At 67.3% G+C, this 18,137-nt stretch carries 13 protein-coding genes; 1 reads left to right on the top strand and 12 read right to left on the bottom strand.

The annotated features are described in order from the left end of the window. Window positions 1-7: 7 nt before the first annotated feature. From FG95_RS16825 to fliE, 7 genes are read right to left on the bottom strand one after another with little or no spacing between them, the layout of a single operon-like run. Window positions 8-1,180, bottom strand: coding sequence for a flagellar hook-length control protein FliK (locus FG95_RS16825; protein WP_081933219.1), 1,173 nt, complete (start codon window positions 1,178-1,180; stop codon window positions 8-10). Further along, window positions 1,177-1,623: a hypothetical protein gene (locus FG95_RS16820; protein ID WP_037557384.1), complete on the bottom strand. Its 447-nt coding sequence runs from the start codon at window positions 1,621-1,623 to the stop codon at window positions 1,177-1,179. Before FG95_RS16820 ends, FG95_RS16825 begins: the two co-directional genes overlap by 4 nt. Continuing rightward, window positions 1,620-2,951 (bottom strand): FliI/YscN family ATPase, encoded by a 1,332-nt coding sequence (locus FG95_RS16815; protein ID WP_037557383.1) that lies wholly within the window; start codon window positions 2,949-2,951, stop codon window positions 1,620-1,622. The genes FG95_RS16820 and FG95_RS16815 overlap by 4 nt, the downstream gene beginning before the upstream one ends. Beyond that, on the bottom strand, window positions 2,948-3,544 hold the full coding sequence (locus FG95_RS16810) for a FliH/SctL family protein (RefSeq protein ID WP_037557382.1): 597 nt from the start codon (window positions 3,542-3,544) through the stop codon (window positions 2,948-2,950). Before FG95_RS16810 ends, FG95_RS16815 begins: the two co-directional genes overlap by 4 nt. Further along, window positions 3,537-4,568 carry a flagellar motor switch protein FliG gene (fliG, locus tag FG95_RS16805; protein WP_052182462.1) on the bottom strand — a complete coding sequence of 344 codons (1,032 nt, stop codon included), beginning with the start codon at window positions 4,566-4,568 and terminating at the stop codon, window positions 3,537-3,539. The genes FG95_RS16810 and fliG overlap by 8 nt, the downstream gene beginning before the upstream one ends. Continuing rightward, a complete protein-coding gene (gene fliF, locus FG95_RS16800; protein WP_037557380.1) occupies window positions 4,561-6,216 on the bottom strand; it encodes a flagellar basal-body MS-ring/collar protein FliF in 1,656 nt (551 codons plus the stop codon). Before fliF ends, fliG begins: the two co-directional genes overlap by 8 nt. 3 nt (window positions 6,217-6,219) lie before the next feature. Continuing rightward, window positions 6,220-6,564 (bottom strand): flagellar hook-basal body complex protein FliE, encoded by a 345-nt coding sequence (fliE, locus tag FG95_RS16795; protein WP_037557379.1) that lies wholly within the window; start codon window positions 6,562-6,564, stop codon window positions 6,220-6,222. Window positions 6,565-6,814: 250 nt separating this feature from the next. Here fliE and FG95_RS16790 point away from each other — a divergent pair, with 250 nt between their 5' ends. Continuing rightward, the gene (locus FG95_RS16790) at window positions 6,815-7,633 is read left to right on the top strand and encodes a flagellin N-terminal helical domain-containing protein (RefSeq protein WP_037557378.1); all 819 of its coding nucleotides are present in this window, start codon (window positions 6,815-6,817) and stop codon (window positions 7,631-7,633) included. A gap of 222 nt (window positions 7,634-7,855) precedes the next feature. Here FG95_RS16790 and FG95_RS16785 read toward each other — a convergent pair whose 3' ends face one another. The 5 genes from FG95_RS16785 to FG95_RS16765 all read right to left on the bottom strand — a co-directional run bounded on the left by FG95_RS16785 (window position 7,856) and on the right by FG95_RS16765 (window position 18,134). Further along, window positions 7,856-11,128, bottom strand: coding sequence for an error-prone DNA polymerase (locus FG95_RS16785; protein WP_037557377.1), 3,273 nt, complete (start codon window positions 11,126-11,128; stop codon window positions 7,856-7,858). Next, window positions 11,125-12,663: a Y-family DNA polymerase gene (locus FG95_RS16780; protein WP_037557376.1), complete on the bottom strand. Its 1,539-nt coding sequence runs from the start codon at window positions 12,661-12,663 to the stop codon at window positions 11,125-11,127. Before FG95_RS16780 ends, FG95_RS16785 begins: the two co-directional genes overlap by 4 nt. Continuing rightward, window positions 12,566-13,357 (bottom strand): ImuA family protein, encoded by a 792-nt coding sequence (locus FG95_RS16775; RefSeq protein WP_235211602.1) that lies wholly within the window; start codon window positions 13,355-13,357, stop codon window positions 12,566-12,568. The genes FG95_RS16780 and FG95_RS16775 overlap by 98 nt, the downstream gene beginning before the upstream one ends. A gap of 167 nt (window positions 13,358-13,524) precedes the next feature. After that, complete coding sequence (locus FG95_RS16770) at window positions 13,525-14,940, bottom strand: efflux transporter outer membrane subunit (protein ID WP_037557374.1); 1,416 nt, start codon at window positions 14,938-14,940, stop codon at window positions 13,525-13,527. Beyond that, on the bottom strand, window positions 14,937-18,134 hold the full coding sequence (locus FG95_RS16765; RefSeq protein ID WP_037557372.1) for an efflux RND transporter permease subunit: 3,198 nt from the start codon (window positions 18,132-18,134) through the stop codon (window positions 14,937-14,939). Before FG95_RS16765 ends, FG95_RS16770 begins: the two co-directional genes overlap by 4 nt. Between the last annotated feature and the right edge of the window lie 3 nt (window positions 18,135-18,137).

Raw genomic sequence — 18,137 nt, 5'->3', positions numbered from 1 at the left:
TTTCTGATCAGGCGAAGCGGCCGCGGCGGTCCGCGGCGCGCGCTTCGTCGCGCGGCTCGGCGCGTTCGGTGGCGGTTTCGATAAGATGCGTGGGGTTAGCGGCGGCGGAACGGTCCTGCCCCTGGCCCTGGCTTTGCGACTGGCGTCCGGTCTCGCCCGGCGTGCAGGTCACTTCGGCGCCGGTGACGCGCACGCCCTGCTGGCGCAGTTCGTCGACGAGGCGGCCCTGTGCGGCGGTGACGATCGTCGCGGTCGCTTCATGATGCGTGTCCATCTTCAGCGCGACGCCCTCGTCGCCGTGTCGCATCGCGACGTCGAGCCGGCCGAGGTGGCGCGGCATCAGGCGAAAGCTGATGTCGCCGCTGTCCGACTTGGTCGCGGCGATGTCGCGCGCGAGCTGGTCGATCCACGCGCCGTCGCTGTCCATGTCGAGCACGCGCTCGGCGATTTGGGCGGGTGCGGCGGCTTCGGTCGCCATGGCGGTGCCCTGCACCGCGGGTTGGGCGAAGAGGATCGTCATCGACGGTGCGGCGTCGACGGGCTTTGCGGCCGGCGCTTCGGTGCCGGCTGGGATCGGCAGCGGCGCGCTGGCGTCGCGCGGGCGCGCGGCGACCGGCGTTGCCGGTGTCTCGGCGTCGGCACGGACCTGCGGCGCCTCGACCGGCTTGGCGGGCTTCGCGGCGGCCGGAATGGTGGCGGCCACGACCGCAGCCAGATTGGTCGCCGGGGCGGCGGTGGTGACGGCTTCGCCCGGTTCCGCCGTGTCGGGGGCGGTATCCGCTTCGCTTTCGGCCGGCACCGGCTTGCCGGGTGCGGGCGTGCCGGGCACGCTGCCGCCCAGCGCGACCAGCAGGGTCGCAGCCAGTGCGGCAGGGTTTGTTTCGGCAGGCTCCGCTTTGACGAGCGGGGCTTCGACGCTGACGGCGGCTTTGAGCGGCGCGGTATCGATCTGCGGGGGCACGGCCTCGGCCGTCGGCGCGGTAACGATCGCGACCGCCGCTGTCGCCTTGGCGATCGGCGCAGCGGCCGCGGGGGCGCCCGTAACCGGCGCCGCGGCGAGCAGCCGGTCGAAACCGCCGCCTTCACCGCCTTCGGGAAGCTGGCCGATATTGGCAAGGAAGGTCGCGAAGCCCGCGGGCATTGCGCCCTGCGGCGTTGGAAGGGATGGCGCGCCCATCATGCCGCACCGCCTTCGATCAGGCGCAGGCGCATGCCCGTGCGCGGACGGTGCGGGCGGTTCGCGTCGTCGCGGCGTTCCCGTTCGGCCTCGGCCGATTTGCGGCTGCGTTCATAAAGGCGCACCGCCGATTCTTCCTTCGCCATTGCGCTTTGTGCGAGCGCGCCCATCTGGTCGCGGCGCTGGCTCGCGCCCGCCAGCGGCGCGGTCAGGCTTTCCTGCGCGATGTCGAGCCGCATCGCGAGCTCGCCGATTGTGTTGAGCGCGCGGCCGGCGACCGCGCCCTTCGCCATCGCCAGGTCGACGCGCAGCGTTTCGAGCCGCTTGGCGAGCTCGACGAGATTCGCCAGTTCGCCATTGGCGCGCGCCAGATTGGCCTCGGCCAGCTGATGTTCGACGGAGCGCACGCGGATGATGCGTTTGCGGCGTGCGGTGCGGGCGTTCATGCGGAATATCCTTCGATCAGGGCTTGGCGGGAAATGTCGAAATCGACCTGCGCCTTGGCAGGCTGCGAAACATAGGCGAGCTGGTCGGCGTGGCGGGCGATCGCGGTGTCGAGCACCGGATCGGCGCCGGCGACGTAAGCGCCCATCAGCATCAGGTCGCGATTCTCTTCATAGAGCGACCAGAGCTGTCGAAAGCGCGCGGCGGCGGCGGCATGTTCGGGGTCGACCGAATCGACCATCGTGCGCGACAGCGATCGCGCGACGTCGATCGCAGGATAGACGCCCTGTTCGGCGAGCTGGCGCGACAGGATGATATGGCCGTCGACGATCGCGCGCGCGCTGTCGACGACGGGATCGTCGATGTCGCCGCCATCGGCGAGCACGGTGTAGAGCGCGGTGACCGATCCGCCGGTTTCGCGGTCGATGCCGGCGCGTTCGCAGAGCGAAGGGATGAGCGCGAAGACCGACGGCGGATAGCCCTTCATCGTCGGCGGCTCGCCCAGCGTCAGCCCGATCTCGCGCTGCGCATGCGCGACGCGGGTCAGGCTGTCGATCAGCAGCAGCACTTTCTTGCCTTCGGCGCGAAAGGCCTCGGCGATCGCGGTTGCGCGCATCGCGGCGCGCAGGCGGAGCAAGGGCGGATGGTCGGCGGGAACCGCGACGACGACCGACTTCTTGCGCACCTCGGGGGGCAACTTGGTTTCGACGAAGTCGCTGACCTCGCGGCTGCGTTCGCCGATCAGCCCGACGACGATGACGTCGCATTCGGTGCCCGCGATCATCTGGCCCATCAGCACCGACTTGCCGACGCCCGACCCCGCGATGATCGCGACGCGCTGGCCTTCGCCGACCGTGAGCAGGCCGTTGATCGCGCGCACCCCCATGTTGAGCGCGCGCGTGACGCGGCCGCGGCGCAGTGGATTGACCTTGCGGCCGGCGAGCGGCCACTGGAATTGCGACTTGATCGCCGGGCGGCCGTCGAGCGGATTGCCCTGTGCGTCCATGATGCGGCCGAGCAAAGCCTTGCCGACCGGAACCATGCTCGACGCGCCGTGCGGTTCGACGGGCGCGCCGGTGACGAGCGGCTTGCCCGAGTCGAAGGGGAGGACGAGGCTGCGGTGACCGCGAAAGCCGACCACCTCGCCATAGACATAGTCATTGTCTGCCGACCGGATGCGGACATTGCTGCCGAGCGGCATCGGAAAACCCGAGACTTCGAGCATGATGCCCTCGTGCGAGACGAGCGTGCCGATGCGGCGCGGGCTGGCGTGCGCCAGGTCGACGGGGTCGAGCAATTGCTGCGCGGAGAGGGCGAGGCGGCGCGTCATGCGGCTTCGCTTTCGCCAAGCGCGGCGCGCAACTCCTCAAGATAGACCGCACGGCCATGCTCGATCCAGCCGGTCGAGGTTTCGATGCGGACGGTGCCCCGCATCATCGCCGCGTCGCTCTCGACCGCCATCGCAAGCGGGCAGTCCGCGAGCAGCGCGGCATCGTCGGGATGGACCCACAAAGTGCGCGCCTTGTCGGCGTCGGCGATCATCGCCGCGGCGGTTTCGACCTGTGCGCGCAGCCATTCGGCGTCGATCGGCGCGGTGGCGACGATCTGGCGGACGAGGCGTTCGACGGTCGCGGCGATCAGCTGCGCCAGCTCTTCGCTCGGTTCGTCCTGCAGCGCCTCGGCGGCGGCGAGCAGCGCGAGCAGCTGGTGGCGTTCGGCGACGAAGGCGGCTTCGGCCAGACGCTGGCCTTCGGCGAGGCCGAGCGCGAAAGGGTCGTCGAGATCGATTTCATTGACGCCTTCGGGCTCCTCCGACTGCACCGGAGAGGCGGGCGCGAAGGACAGCGGACGAAAACCGCCGCGCGCCATTGCATCGGCAAGGTTGACGGGGACGAAGCCGGTTTCGACGGCACGATCAGACATAATCGTCGCCTCCGCCCGCGATCATGATCTCGCCGGCCGCGGCCATCTGGCGCACGATCTGCATCACGCTCTTCTGCGCGTCGTCGACGTCGGCGCGCTTGACCATCGTCATCTCGTCCATTTCGTCGCGGATCGTTTCCGCGGCGCGCTGCGACATGGTGGCGAGGCACATGTCGACCATATCCTCGTCGGCGCCCTTGAGCGCGATCGCGAGCTGGGCGGCATCGACCGAGCGCAGCACGCTGCTGAGGCTCTTTTTGTCGAGGTCGCGCAGATTTTCGAAGATGAACATTTCTTCCTCGATCGTCTGCGCGAGGATGCGATCGTGCTTCTTGAGCGCGCGGATCGTGCGTTCGGAAAGCTGCTTCGGCATCTTCTTCATGATCTTGGCGACGTCGCTCGGGCCGCCGATCGCCTGCTTGGCGACGCGCTGGCCATCGACATTGGCGCTGGCGAGTACCGATTCGAGATCCTCGATCGCGGCGGCGGGGACCGAGGTGAGCATTGCGGCGCGCAGTACCAGATCGGCCTGCAGCACTTCGTCGAGCGTCTCGATCGCGCGTGCGGCGACGTCGGGGACGAGCACCGACAGGATCAGCGCGCCCACCTGCGGATGCTCGCTCGCGAGCAGGCCGCTGATCGCATCGACGTCCATCCAGCGCAGCATTTCGAGCGACGCGGCGCTGCGCTGCGGCGCGACGGCGGCGAGGATATTGTCGGCGCGGACGTTGCCGACGGCTTCGTTGATCACCGTGCGGATGCGCGTGTCGGCGCCGATCGCGAGCGCGCTGACGTCGCGGCTGCGCGTGACGAAACGGTCGAGCGCCTGTCCGATCTGCTGCTCGCTGGCGTTGGCGGTGTCGAACATCGCTTTGGCGAGCTGGCGCACCTCGTCGGGGTCGAGCTGCTTCAGGATCGTCGCGGCTTCGCTCTCGTCGAGCAGCATCAGCAGGATCGCGGCGGCGGCCGATCCTTCGATCGCGGGCATCGCGGGCGCATTATCCAGTTCGGCGAGCTCAGGCACGGGCGCCCTCCTGCATCAGGTGACGGACGACGAGCGCGGCGCGTGCCGAATCCTGGCGGACGAAGGCGCGGACGAGATTGGCGCGCGCTTCATAGCTCGGCGCCTGTTCGATCATCTCGAGCGTGATTTCGCGATGGTTCGATCCGTTGGCGAGCGCCGGGCGGTCGGTCGCGGCGAGCAGCGACGCTTCGAGCTCCTGATTCTGTTCGGCGCGTCTGGCGGCGCGTTCCTTGGCCGCGCGGATAATCGGGCGACCGATGAAGAGGAAGGCGAGCAGCGCGGCGAGGATCGCGCCGACCTGCTTGACCAGCGGCAGGAACCAGCCCTGATCGTAAAAGGCGGGCTCGGTGTTTTCTACAGCCACGAACGGGCGCTGGTTGATCGCGACGAGGTCGCCGCGCGCGGCGTCAAAGCCGATCGCGCCCTTCACCAGACTGTCGATCTTGGTCAGGTCGGCCTGCGTCAGCGCCTTCTTGCCCTGATTGAGCGCGACGGCGACCGAGACGCGGCGCAGCCTGCCCTGCGGCGAATGGGTGACCGAAATCTCGCGGCCGACTTCATAGGCGCGCGCGGCATTTTCATTGCTCTCGACGCCGGGTGCGGGGGGCGCGCCGGCCGGGGCCGGCTGCGGCCCTTCGGCGGTGACCGTCGTCGCCTGCGGCGGCTGGTTCGACAGCGCGCCGGGAATGCCGACGGCGGGGGCGCTCGTGCCGCTGGTCGAACGGGTGATCTGCTCGCTGGTCAGCGCGCGGTCGTTCTCGGGGAAGCTTTCGCGCGTTGCCTGGCTTTCGGACATGTCGACGTCGGCGTGGACCTCGACGGTATAATTGCCGGCGCCGAGCATCGGGCCGAGCAAGGTGTCGAGCGCGCGGCGGAACCGGTCCTCGACCTGCAATTGCATCTGGAACGCCTTCATGTCGCTGCCGCTCGCGGTGTCGGAGAGCAGCGCGCCGCGCTGATCGATCACCGACACCTGATCGGCGTTCATGCCGGGCACCGAAGAGGCGACGAGGAAGCGGATCGCCTGCACCTGCCCGTCGCTGAGCGAGCGGCCATTCTGCAACGTCAGCATCACCGACGCGGTGGCGGGCTTGTCGTCGCGCACGAACAGGCTGGGTTCGGCGGCGGCGACATGGACACGCGCGCTCTTGACCGCGTCGATCGTCTCGATCGTGCGCGACAGGTCGGCTTCGCGCGCCGAGCGCAGCGCTTCGCCCTCGATCGCGCGGCTCGACCCCATGGGGAGCGAAGCGATCAGGCTGTCGCCGCTCGGCGCCGCCTTGGGGAGGCCCTGTCCGGCGAGCGCGATGCGCGCCTGATGCAGCTTGTCGGCATCGACGGTGAGCGCGCCGGTCGAACCATCGATGCTGTGCGCGATGCCCTGCGACTGGAGCGCTTCGGCGACCGCCGCCTTGTCGGCGTCGTCGAGCCCGGCGAACAGCTGCGCCTGCGGCGCCGCCTGCATCGTGAAATAGGCGAGCGCGGCGATGCCGATCGCCGACGTCATCGCGATCGCGGGCAGCGCGCGCTGCACCGCCGGCTGGCGGATGAACTGGCTCACGGGTGCGAAGCGACCGCCCAGGACGGGGGCGGGGAGGCGGTTCGCGGATCCGTCGTCGACGGGGGTCAGGATTTGCGCTTCGGCCATGGATTACACCGGCATGTTCATGATGTCGCGGTACGCGGACAGCAGCTTGTTGCGGACTTGCAGCGTGGTTTCGAAGCCGAGCGAGGCTTTCTGGCGCTCGATCATCACGCTGACGATGTCGTGCGTGTCGCCGCGCTCATAGGCTTCGGTGATCTGGCTCGCCTTCGACTGCTGGGCGTTGACCTGTTGCAGCGCATTGTTGATCGCGGCGCCGAAATCGGGAGTGCCCGCCGCGCCGCCTTCGGCCGCGCCGATGCCGCCGCGGCCCGCGGCGCGCTGCAACGCCTGGTTCTGATTGAGGATCGAACTGCGCATCTGCAGCAGCCGGCTCGGGTCAATCGTGCTCATTGCTTCTTCATCCGTCCTGTTGCGCGGCGGTCTGCCGCACGCACAAAGAAGGATGCAAAGCTCGTGCCAAAAATATTTATCTAATATTTTCAGTAGTTTAAATAAGGTGCACCCGGCCTGTGGGCGACTTTCGGCATTTTTTTGACGCGCCGGGCTTAAGCGCTGCCGCCGCGCGCCGTTACTGGCTTCGTGACCGCTCCTCGAGCCCTCACATCACGGGAATGGCCATCGAGGCCGGAAAGGAACAAAGATGACTGTCATCAACACCAATGTGAGCGCGCTTCGCGCCCAGAACAACTCGCGTGTCGCAGGCCAAATGCAGTCGCAGGCGATGGAACGCCTGTCGAGCGGCAAGCGCATCAACAGCGCGAAGGACGACGCCGCCGGCCTCGCCATCGCGACCCGCATGGACGCCAGCGCCCGCGGCCTGACCCAGGCGATCCGCAATGCCAACGACGGCATTTCGCTCGCCCAGACCGCCGACAGCGCCGCCGGCAGCATCTCGGACATCCTCGTCCGTATGCGTGAACTGGCGATGCAGGCCTCGACGGGCACGCTCAGCGACGACGACCGTACGCTGGTGCAGGAAGAAGTTACCGCGCTGATTTCGCAGATCGGCGACGTCGCGACCCGCACCACGTTCAACGACAATGTGCTGCTCAACGGCAGTGTCGCCGCGGGCTTCGACATCCAGACGGGTCTCGATACCGGCCAGGTCGTGAATATCACGGTTGCCGATCTGCAGGCTGCCGCGCTTGGTGTTGACGCGCTCGACTTCTCGACCGCGGCGGGTGCGCAGGGCGCGCTGGCGACGCTCGACACGGCGATCGACACGGTTGCGACCGAACGCGCCAACCTCGGTGCCCAGCAGAACCGCCTGACCTCGGCTGTCGACAATTTGACGTCGAGCGTCACGAATCTGTCGGAAGCGAAGTCGCGCATCGAAGACGCCGATTTCTCGGTCGAATCGACGAACCTCGCGGCCGCCGGCATCCTGGCGCAGGCGTCGACCGCGATGCTCGCCCAAGCGAACCAGAGCTCGCAGGGCGTGATGAACCTGCTCCGCTAAGTTTCGCGAACATTTCAGGCTATATTCGGTTGGTCCCTTAGATAGCCTGATTGGATGCCCCGGCCCCCACAGCCGGGGCATCTTCTTTTTTCTTTTTTCTTTTTTGCGCGAAGGCGCGGCACCGGCCCGCTCCCCCACCCGGCCTCCCATAGAATACTATGTCGGGAGGCCGGGCGGGGAGCGGGCCGGCGCCGCTTCCGGCGTTAGCCGGAAAACGATCCATCAATGAAAATCGCGCGATTTTGGCAGGATTCGGACGTTGCGCGGATGGCCGTGCTGCGCCGCATGGCCGCGCGGCGGCTGCGGATGACGGACCTCGTCGGCGCGGCAGACGTCGGGATCGAAGCGCCGGTCGCTCCCTAGCGTATCGAGCATCGCCGTGCGGTCGACGATCCGCGTCGCCATCAGGTGGATCACCCCTTCCTTGCTCCGTTGCACCTCGCCCTCGGCGAGCATCAGCCGCGATGCCATCACCGCGCGCCGCTGGCGTTCGAAAAGGCGCGCCCACAGCAATATGTTGACGATCCCGCCCTCATCCTCGAGCGTGATGAAGATCGCATTGCCTTTGCCGGGTCGCTGGCGGATCAGCACGACGCCGGCGGTGCGCACGATCGATCCGTTCTTCGCCGCCGCGACCCCGGCCGCGCTCAGCACGCCTTCGCGCTCGAAATCATCGCGCAAGAATGCCATCGGATGGCCTTTCAGCGACAAGCGCGTCGTCTGATAGTCGGTGAGCACATGCTCGACCATCGGCGTCGGCGGCAGTGCGGCATCCTCCTCGAAGCCGAGTTCGTTCGCCTCGGCGGCGGCGAACAGCGGCAGCACGCCCTGCCGAACGCGCCGCGCATCCCACAGCGCCGGACGCCGGTCGAGCCCCATCGAGCGGCACGCATCGGCATCGGCGAGAAGGCGCAGCGCGCGCGACGGCAGATTGGCGCGGCGTGCGAGTTCCTCGATCGAAGCGAAAGGCGTAGTGCGCGCCAAAGCGATCTGCGCCGCCCACTCTTCGCGAAACCCGTCGACCTGCCGAAAGCCGAGCCGCAACGCGAGGCTGCCGTCGTCCTTTCGTTCGAGGCTGTTGTCCCAGTCGCTCGCATTCACATCGACCGCGCGCACCTCGACCCCATGCTCGCGCGCATCGCGCACGAGCTGCGCGGGGGCGTAAAAGCCCATCGGCTGCGAATTGAGGATGCCGCACGCGAAGACCGCGGGATGGTAATGCTTGATCCATGAGGAGACATAGACGAGCCGCGCAAAGGATTGCGCATGGCTTTCGGGAAAACCATAGCTGCCGAAGCCCTCGATTTGCTTGAAACAGCGTTCGGCGAAATCCTGCTTGTAGCCACGACGCACCATGCCCCCGACCATCTTCTCCCGGAAATTGTCGATCGTGCCCACATTACGAAACGTTGCCATGGCGCGCCGCAGTCCATTCGCTTCCTCGGGAGTGAAGTCTGCCGCGACGATAGCGAGTTTCATCGCCTGTTCCTGGAAGAGTGGAACGCCGTAGGTGTCGCCCAGAACATCGACGAGTTCATCTTGGGGATATTGAGGAGAGGGGGAAGGATATTCTACTTTCTCCTCCTTGTTGCGTCGACGCAGATAGGGGTGGACCATGTCGCCTTCGATAGGACCCGGGCGAACGATCGCAACCTGCACAACCAGATCGTAGAATTTTTCAGGCTTTAATCGCGGCAGCATGTTGATTTGCGCCCGGCTCTCGACCTGGAACACGCCGATGCTGTCGCCGCGCTGGAGCATTTTGTAGACGGCTTCGTCCTTGCAATCGATGTCGAGTTCCAGCGTGTAATCGCCCAGCCCATGTTCGCGCATCAGGTCGTAACATTTACGGATGCAGGTCAGCATGCCGAGCGCGAGCACATCGACCTTCATCAGACCGAGCGCGTCGATGTCGTCCTTGTCCCACTCGATGAAGGTGCGATCCTCCATCGCAGCGTTGTGAATCGGGACGAGTTCGTCAAGCCGCCCTTCGGTCAGCACAAACCCGCCGACATGCTGCGATAGATGGCGCGGCGCCTTGAGCAGTTCGCCGACGAAACGGTGCAGCCGTTCGATCTCGCCATTGTGTGGATTGAGACCTGCCTCAACGAGGCGTTCAACCGGTACCTCGTCGCCCCAGCTCCCCCAGCTTGTGTCGGCGAGCCGCGCGGTGACATCCTCGCTGAGACCCAGCGCCTTGCCGACCTCGCGGATTGTACTGCGCGGCCGATAGTGGATGACGGTCGCGGCGATCGCGGCGCGATCGCGCGTATAACGGTCGTAGATATATTGGATAACCTCCTCGCGCCGCTCATGTTCGAAATCGACGTCGATATCGGGCGGCTCGTCGCGCTCGGCTGACACGAAGCGTGAGAAAAGCAGCTTATGCTCGTCGGGATCGACCGACGTGACACCCAGCAAAAAACAGACGATCGAATTGGCAGCCGATCCGCGACCTTGGCACAGGATCGGCGGTTCCTGCGCGCGGGCGAAGCGGACGAGATCATAGACGGTCAGGAAATAATAGACATAGTTCCGACGCCGGATCAGGCGGAGCTCATTGCCGATGAGCTTGCGAATTTTCGGCTTCAGCGGCGTGCCATACCGCTCCTCCGCAGCGGTCTTCACCAGATGATGGAGATAGTTGAAGGGCTTCCACCCCAGCGGCACCGGCTCGTGCGGATATTCATATTGCAAGTCTTCGAGGCGAAAGCCGATGCGTGCGAGCAGCCTTGTGCTTGCTTCGATTGCCTTCGGATAACCCTCGAACAGGCGTTTCATCTCGGCGGGCGCTTTCAGATAACGCTCGCCATTGGCGCGAAGCAGCTTGCCGGCTTTCGAGATCGTCGTGCCTTCGCGGATGCAGGTGATGATATCGTGAAGCGGGCGCTGTTTCTTGGTTGCATAAAGTGCGTCGTTGGTCGCGAGCAGGGGAACGCCGGTTGCCGCCGACACGCGCTGGAGTTCGGCCAGCCGGCGCGCGTCGGCGCCCGATTGCGGCATCGTGGCGGCCAGCCAGACCGACTTCGGCCGCTTGCTTTTGAGGGTGCGGAGCAACTCCTCGTCGCCTTCCATCGCGATGAGGAGGAGATCGTCGCAATGATCGAGCAGGTCTTCGAGATGGAGAATGCAGTCGCCCTTTTGCGCGCGCAGGTTTCCGGTCGACAGAAGGCGCGTCAGTCGTCCCCAGCCTTGGCGATCGACGGGATAGGCGACGATGTCGGGAGTGCCGTCGGCGAAGACGAGCCTTGCCCCGACCACGAGCCGGAAGTCCTTCACCATCTCGGGCTGTTTGACCTGCTGTTCCTTCAAAAAAGCCCACGCCCGCACCACCCCCGCGACACTGTTGCGGTCCGCGATGCCGATGCCCTTCATGCCGAGCGCCAGCGCTTCCGCAACCATGTCGGCGGGATGCGAGGCGCCGCGCAAGAAGCTGTAGTTGGTCGCGGCGACCAGCTCGGCGAAGCCGGGCTCGGTTTCGGATGCCTCGCTCATGCGAAGACCCCGTGGATATACCAGCGCGGGTCGGGCTTTTCGTCGTAGAGGCCGTGGCGGAAGAGCCAGAAGCGGCGGCCCTGCGCATCCTCGACGCGGTAATAGTCGCGCGTCAGCCCGCCATTGTCACGGCGCCGCCACCATTCGGCGGCGATGCGTTCGGGGCCTTCGTAGCGGCGGATCGCATGGAAGGCGCGGCGCCAGCGGAAACGCTGCGGCGGGCCGTCGGGGACCTCGGCGATCACCTCGATCGGCTGCGGCGGGTCGAAGAGGTGGAAGGGACGCGTCGGCGGTTCGCCCGGCTCGGGCGCCTGCCAGGGCAGCGGCGCGGGCGCGTCGATCGCGGGCAGTTCGAGCTGCGCCTGTTCGGGGATATGCGTGTCGGCGGGACGCAGCCGTCGCACGCGCCCGCGCCCGAGCCGCGTCGCGAGCCGGTCGGCGAGTTCGTCGATCGCAGCCTCCTTGACCGCGCCGCCCTCGAGCCCCAGCTGGCTCGCGCCGAGCGCCTCGATCCGCGGTACCGCGAGGCGGATCATGTCGAAGCCGAAACCGGGGTCGAGCGGGTCGGCGAGGCCGTCCATGCGCTCGGCGAACAGGCGCATGACGAGCCCGGCGTCGCGCGTCGGGTGCCCGGTCTCGATCGCGATCGTCCGCGCGAGGCCGTCGCTGCGAAAGAAGGTCGCGCGGAAATGGCGCCCACCCTTGCCGCGTTCGCCAAGCTCCTCAATGGCTTCGGCGGCGAGTTCGGTGAGGACTTTGGTCGCGTGTACCGTGCTGCCGAGCGGCTCGGCGAAGCGGCGTTCGGCGGCGACCGGCGGTGGCGTCACGCGCGGGTCGAGCGGGCTTGGCGAATCGCCCAATATGCGGCGCAGCGCCATCGCGGCATCGGCGCCGAAGCGCGCGGCGAGGTTCGCCATCGGGCGGCTCGCAAGGTCGCCGATCGTCTTCAATCCTGCGCGGACGAGCGCGGTCGTCGCCTCGGCTTCGAGTTCGAGCGCGGCGACGGGCAGGCGGCGAATCGCGCTGGCTTCGTCGGGAGCGGGGCGCGCCTGATAACGCGCGAGCGCGCGGGCGGCGTCGGCGGTCGGGCCGAGCGCGTGGCGCAGCGTCATGCCAAGGCGCGCGAGGCGCATCTCGACGTCGGCGATCAGTCCCGCCTCGTCGCCGAAGAGATGCGCGGCGCCCGCGATGTCGAGGATCAGCCCGTCGGGCGCGTCGAGCGCGACGAGCGGCGTGTAGCGCGCAGAGCCCTGCGCGAGCCGGTCGAGCCATTCCGCATCGAGCACCGGATCGTGCGGAACGACCATAAGCTCGCCGACCTGCGCCCGCGCATCGGCGAGCGGCATGCCGGGCCGCAGCCCGACCGCGAGCGCCGCCGCATCGACGCTCGCGAGGCGCATCGCGCCGCGCTGCTTCTCGGCGAAGACGAGCGGGGCGTCAGGCGGCCGCGGCGCGGTGCGAAGCCATCGCTCGGCGGGCAGGAAGGGGAAGAAGAGCGCCAGATAGCGCCGCTTCTCCGAAGCATTTCTCGTCATGGTTCCAGTCCAGTCGCCAGCGCGTCCCCGCGGGGCCGGCTCGCCAGCGCAGCAGTTCGAGGTCGAAGGCGGGCGCGCCGGGGGCATTGGCCTCGAGCGCGTGCGAGGGCGCGGCGGCGACGCTCCAGCGCGTTTCGGCGACGCTCGGCGTCGGCACGGCATTCAGGCGGAGCATCAGCAGAGTGGTGCCCGCATCGCGCGCGCCGAGTGCAAGGCGGCGGCCGGCAGTGAGGTCGAGCAAAGGGAATTTTCCCCAGCTTTCGACGATCACCGCCGCCGACCCCGCGCAGCGAATCGCATCGTTCGCACAGGCGAGCAGCATCTTGGGGTCGGCCGCCTCGACGAGGAGCAGCCGGTCGGGATCGCCGCCGAGTTCGGCGATGCCGGGGGCGTAGATATGGCCGCTGCGCTTGCCGGCGTCGCTTGTACGCAGCCAGATCAGTGGCGCCTTGCCCGGCGTGCGCAGCGCGACGAGCGCCGCGAAGGCGGCGGCGCTCGTCGCATCGAGCGCGTCGGCGGCGAAAAATTCATGGGTGCGTCCGACCGCGAGCCCACCGCCGAACGCGTCGTCGAAGCGCGCGTGGCCGCTCGCCAGCCAGCCTTCGCCCCGGCGGCTTTCCACGCCGTCGCTGGCGGCGATCCGGGCGATGCGTTGGCGCAGCCCGGCGAGAGGGTGAGACGACTCGCGCATCATTTGTTCCTGATATGTTCTATTAGCGTGCGAGCGGGGGCTATTGTCAAGATGAGTCGATATCGCCCCTGATCGTCATGCCGGACTGATCCGGCATCCATTCCGGCGGCGTGGTCGTGGACCCCGGATCAAGTCTAACGAGCCACGTGTCTCTTTAGAGGGTGACGAAGCTATTGGGGTGCAGGCGCCGCCGTGCCCGCGCTGCTGTCGCCGCCCAATGCGCGGAACAGTGCGATTCGGGTCTGGACGAGCAGCAGCTGGGTCGCGATCTCGCTGCGCCGCGCCGAATAGAGGCTGCGCTGGGCGTCGAGGCTGGCAAGGAAGCTGTCGACGCCGCCCTTGTAGCGCGCGTCGGTCAGCGTCGCGGTATCGGCGGCGGCTTCGCTATTCGCTGCGGCGGCGCGGACGCGTTCGGAAATCGTGCCCTGCACCGCGAGCGCGTCGGCGACCTCGCGAAAGGCGGTCTGGATCGCGCCTTCATAGCCCGCGAGTGCGACGTCGCGCTGCGCCTCGCTGACGGCGACCCCGGCGCGGCGCCCGCCGGCGTCGAAAATCGTCGCCGTCGCGTCGCCGCCCGCCGACCAGCTGAACGATCCGCTGTCGAACAGGCTACCGAGCGCGTCACTCGCGAAACCGAGCAATCCGGTGAGCGAGATCGACGGGAAGAGCCGCGCGCGCGCGACGCCGATGTCGGCGTTGGCGGCGCGCAGATCATATTCGGCCTCGATCACGTCGGGGCGGCGGAGCAGGATTTCGGAGCTGACCCCTGCGGGCAGCGACACGACCGACGGCGTGACTTCGGTCAGGCTCGCGGGCAGCAGCGCGCGGTCGACGTCGCCGCCGACGAGCAGGCGAATGAGGTTCTCGTCCTGCGCAAGCGCGGTTCGTTGCTGCGCGATCGAATCCTCGGCGGTCGCGAGAATCTGTTCGGCCTGGCGCAGGTCGGTGCGCGGCGCGACGCCGCCGTCGAGCCGTGCCTGGGTGAGCCGCACGCTTTCGCGCGCGTTGGCGGCGGTGTCCTCGGCGATTTTGAGCAGGTCGCGGTCGGCGCCATAGGCCGCCCAGGCCTCGGCGAGACCCGCGATCAGCGCGAGGCGCACCGTGCGCGACGCGGCCTCGGTCGCAAGCGCGCGGTTGCGGTCGGCCTCGGTCGCGTTGGCGAGACGGCCGAACAGGTCGAGTTCGAACGCGGTGACGCCGCCGCGCAGCGAGAAGTCGCCGCTACCATTCCCGTTGCCGCTGCCGCCGCCGTCCGAATAGCCCGCGCCAACCGTTACGCCGAGTTCGGGGAATTGCGCCGAGCGCGTGACGCGCACCTGCGCGCGCGCCGCGGCGACATTGGCATAGGCGGTGCGCAGGTCGCGGTTGCCGCTCAGCGCCTGCTCGGTCAGCGCCTGCAGCCGCGGGTCGGTGAAGACGCTTTTGTAGGAGAGGATCGGCAGCGCCGCTTCGCTTTGCAGCAGATAGGCGTCGCCGACCGGCCAGCTTTGCGGGACCGGCGGCGCCGGCAGCACCGTCTTGGGCGCGAGCGAGCAGCCGGCGAGCGCGAGCGTGCTCACGATCAGGAGGGCGCGCGCGCCGGTCATGCCGGCACCTCGGCCGCCCCGCCGTCCTTCCTCTTGCCGAAGCGCGCGCGCATCGCGGCGAGCCCGTCGCGCACGCCGCGGCGGACGAGCACGAAGAAGAGCGGGATGAAGAAGATCGCGAGGAAAGCGGCGGTGAGCATGCCGCCGATCACCGAGGTGCCGATCGCGACACGGCTGTTCGCGCCCGCGCCGGTCGCGATCGCGAGCGGCAGCACGCCGAAGATGAAAGCGAAGCTCGTCATCAGGATCGGGCGTAGACGGATGCGCGCCGCCTCGACCGCCGCCTCGATCACGCGCTTGCCCTTTTTCTCTTCCTGCTCGGCGAACTCGATCATCAGGATCGCGTTCTTCGCCGCGAGTCCCATCGTCGTGAGCAGACCGATCTGGAGATAGACGTCATTCTCGAGTCCGCGCAGATTCACCGCGAACACCGCGCCGATCAACCCCAAGGGGATGACGCACAGCACCGCGAGCGGGATCGACCAGCTTTCGTAGAGCGCGGCGAGGCAGAGGAAGATGACGAGCAGCGACAGGCTGTAAAGCAAGGGCGCCTGTCCCGACGAGAGGCGTTCCTGATAGGAAGAGCCCGACCAGGCGACGCTGGTGCCGGGGATTTGGTTCGCCATGCGCTCCATCTCGTCCATCGCCTCGCCCGAGCTGGTGCCGGCGGCGGGTTGGCCCGAGATTTCGAAGGCAGGCACGCCCTGAAAGCGCGAGCTGCTGCTCGGCGTCGTCGACCAGCCGGTCCGGGCAAAGGCCGAGAAGGGCGACATTTCGCCGTCGGCCGAGCGGACAAACCATTGCCCGAGATCTTCGGGCTTGGCGCGATAGGGGGCATCGCCCTGCACAAAGACGCGCTTGACGCGCCCCTTGTCGATGAAATCGTTGACGTAGCGGCCGCCCCACGCGGTCGCGAGCGTCGAATTCACATCGGCATTGTCGATGCCATAGGCCGTCAGCCGCTGCGTATCGACGTCGATCTTGAGCGTCGCGACGTCGGGCAGGTCGGACAGGCGTACCGACGTGAGTTTCGGATTGTCGTTTGCCATCGCGAGCAGGCGGTCGCGCGCTTCGGCGAATTCGGCGCGGCTCATCCCGCTGCGATTCTGGAGCTGCATCGTGAAGCCCGACGAATCGCCAAGGCCGCGCACCGCGCCGGGGACGAGCGCGAAGATCTGCGCGTCGCGCAGGCCGCTCAGCGCCTTGCGCGCGCGATCGACAATCGCATCGGCGGTATTTTCCTTGCCCGGCCGGTCGTCCCAATGAGTGAGGTTGACATAGCCCTGGCCGGTGTTCTGGCCCGCCGCCGCGCCGCCGCCGCCGCCCGCGATCAGGAACAGCGTCTGGGTGTTCGCCTGCTCCTGCGTCAGCAGATATTTTTCGATTTCGTCGCGCACTTCGAGCGTGCGTGCCTGCGTGGCGCCGGCGGGCAGACGGAACTGGACCGAAACGCGTCCCTGATCCTCGTTGGGCAGGAAGCTGCTGGGCAGACGCAGGAAGAGGAAAACGAGCGCGGCGAGCAGCAGGAGATAGATGCCGAGGAAGAGCCATTTGCGGTCGACGACCTTGGTCACGCTGCCGACATAGCGGGAGACCGCGTGGTCGAAGCGCGTGTTGAAACCGTTTTTCGCGCGTTCGAGGAAAGCATGGACGCGCGGGAAGCGCCCGCCGCTCGCCGCTGCGTCATGGCTCTTCGGCTTGAGCAGGGTTGAAGTCAGCGCGGGGCTCAGGATCAGCGCGACGAGCACCGACAGCATCATCGCCGAGATGATGGTGACCGAGAATTGCCGGTAGATGACGCCGGTCGACCCGCCGAAGAAGGCCATCGGCAGGAACACTGCCGACAGCACGAGCGCGATCGCGATCAGCGCGACCTGCAGCTCCTTCATCGACTGGATCGTCGCCTCGCGCGCCGACATGCCGGGATTTTCTTCCATCAAGCGCTCGACATTCTCGACCACGACGATCGCGTCATCGACGAGCAGGCCGATCGCGAGCGTCAGCCCGAACAGGGTGAGCGTGTTGATGCTGAACCCGAGCAGATAAAAAATGCCGAAGGTGCCGAGCAGTACGACGGGCACCGCGATCGCGGGGATCAGCACCGCGCGCCAGCTTTGCAGGAAGACGAACATCACGAGGATGACGAGCAGGATAGCCTCGAACAGCGATTTCTGCACCTCGCTGACCGACAGTTTGATGAAGGCGGTCGCATCGTTGGCGTAAGAGTAGGTGAGGCCGTCGGGGAAGTCGGCGGCGAGTTCCGCCATCCGGGCCTTGACCCGGTCGGCGGTCTCGAGCGCGTCCGACCCCGGCGACAGCGAGATCGACATGCCGGCGCCCGGATGTCCGTTGATACGCACGATCGCGCTGTAATTCTCGGCGCCGATCTCCACCCGCGCGACATCCTTGATCCGCACCGTCGATCCATCGGGCAGCGTCTTGAGGACGATATTCTCGAACTCTTCGACCGTCTGCATTCGCGACTGGGCGGTCACCGTCGCATTGAGCATCTGGCCCTCGGGCGCCGGCAGGCCGCCGACGTCGCCCGCGGCGACTTCGCTGTTCTGTGCCGTGATCGCCGAGATTACGTCGCTTGGCATCAGCGACACGGCGGTAAGACGCCGTGGATCGAGCCAGATGCGCATCGCGTGCGGCGACCCGAACACATTGACATCGCCGACGCCGTCGACGCGCGACAGGGGGTCCTGGATGTTCGACGACAGGAAATCGGCGACATCGGGGAAGGACCGGGTATCGGTGGTGTCATAGACGCCGACGAGCAGTAGCGTGTCCGAATTGGACTTGGTGACGCGCACGCCCTGCGCTTGCACCTGCTGCGGCAGGCGCGAGACGGCCGACTGAATCTTGTTCTGGACCTGCACCTGCGCGATGTCGGGGTCGGTGCCCTTCTCGAAGATCGCGGTGATGCTCGCCTGCCCGCGCGAACTCGACTGCGAGCTGAAATAAAGGAGGCCGTCGATCCCGGTCAGTTGCTGTTCGAGTACCTGCGTGACGCTGTTCTCGATCGTTTCCGCCGAAGCGCCGGGGTAGCTCGCGCGGATGTTGACCTGCGCCGGCGCGATGTCGGGATATTGCTCGATCGGCAGCGAAAAAAGCGCGCCGACGCCGCCGAGCATGACGATGATCGCCAGCACCCAGGCAAAGATCGGCCGATTGATGAAAAGACGCGACATGCG

The organism is Sphingopyxis sp. LC363 (assembly GCF_000756385.1).
GTDB lineage: Bacteria > Pseudomonadota > Alphaproteobacteria > Sphingomonadales > Sphingomonadaceae > Sphingopyxis.
This window is presented reverse-complemented; position numbering and strand designations above follow the sequence as displayed.

Coding starts and splice junctions, on each gene's coding strand:
- FG95_RS16825 (WP_081933219.1), bottom strand. CDS start 1,180: ATGATGGGCGCGCCATCCCTTCCAACGCCGCAGGGCGCAATGCCCGCG.
- FG95_RS16820 (WP_037557384.1), bottom strand. CDS start 1,623: ATGAACGCCCGCACCGCACGCCGCAAACGCATCATCCGCGTGCGCTCC.
- FG95_RS16815 (WP_037557383.1), bottom strand. CDS start 2,951: ATGACGCGCCGCCTCGCCCTCTCCGCGCAGCAATTGCTCGACCCCGTC.
- FG95_RS16810 (WP_037557382.1), bottom strand. CDS start 3,544: ATGTCTGATCGTGCCGTCGAAACCGGCTTCGTCCCCGTCAACCTTGCC.
- fliF (WP_037557380.1), bottom strand. CDS start 6,216: ATGGCCGAAGCGCAAATCCTGACCCCCGTCGACGACGGATCCGCGAAC.
- fliE (WP_037557379.1), bottom strand. CDS start 6,564: ATGAGCACGATTGACCCGAGCCGGCTGCTGCAGATGCGCAGTTCGATC.
- FG95_RS16790 (WP_037557378.1), top strand. CDS start 6,815: ATGACTGTCATCAACACCAATGTGAGCGCGCTTCGCGCCCAGAACAAC.
- FG95_RS16785 (WP_037557377.1), bottom strand. CDS start 11,128: ATGAGCGAGGCATCCGAAACCGAGCCCGGCTTCGCCGAGCTGGTCGCC.
- FG95_RS16780 (WP_037557376.1), bottom strand. CDS start 12,663: ATGACGAGAAATGCTTCGGAGAAGCGGCGCTATCTGGCGCTCTTCTTC.
- FG95_RS16775 (WP_235211602.1), bottom strand. CDS start 13,357: ATGATGCGCGAGTCGTCTCACCCTCTCGCCGGGCTGCGCCAACGCATC.
- FG95_RS16770 (WP_037557374.1), bottom strand. CDS start 14,940: ATGACCGGCGCGCGCGCCCTCCTGATCGTGAGCACGCTCGCGCTCGCC.
- FG95_RS16765 (WP_037557372.1), bottom strand. CDS start 18,134: ATGTCGCGTCTTTTCATCAATCGGCCGATCTTTGCCTGGGTGCTGGCG.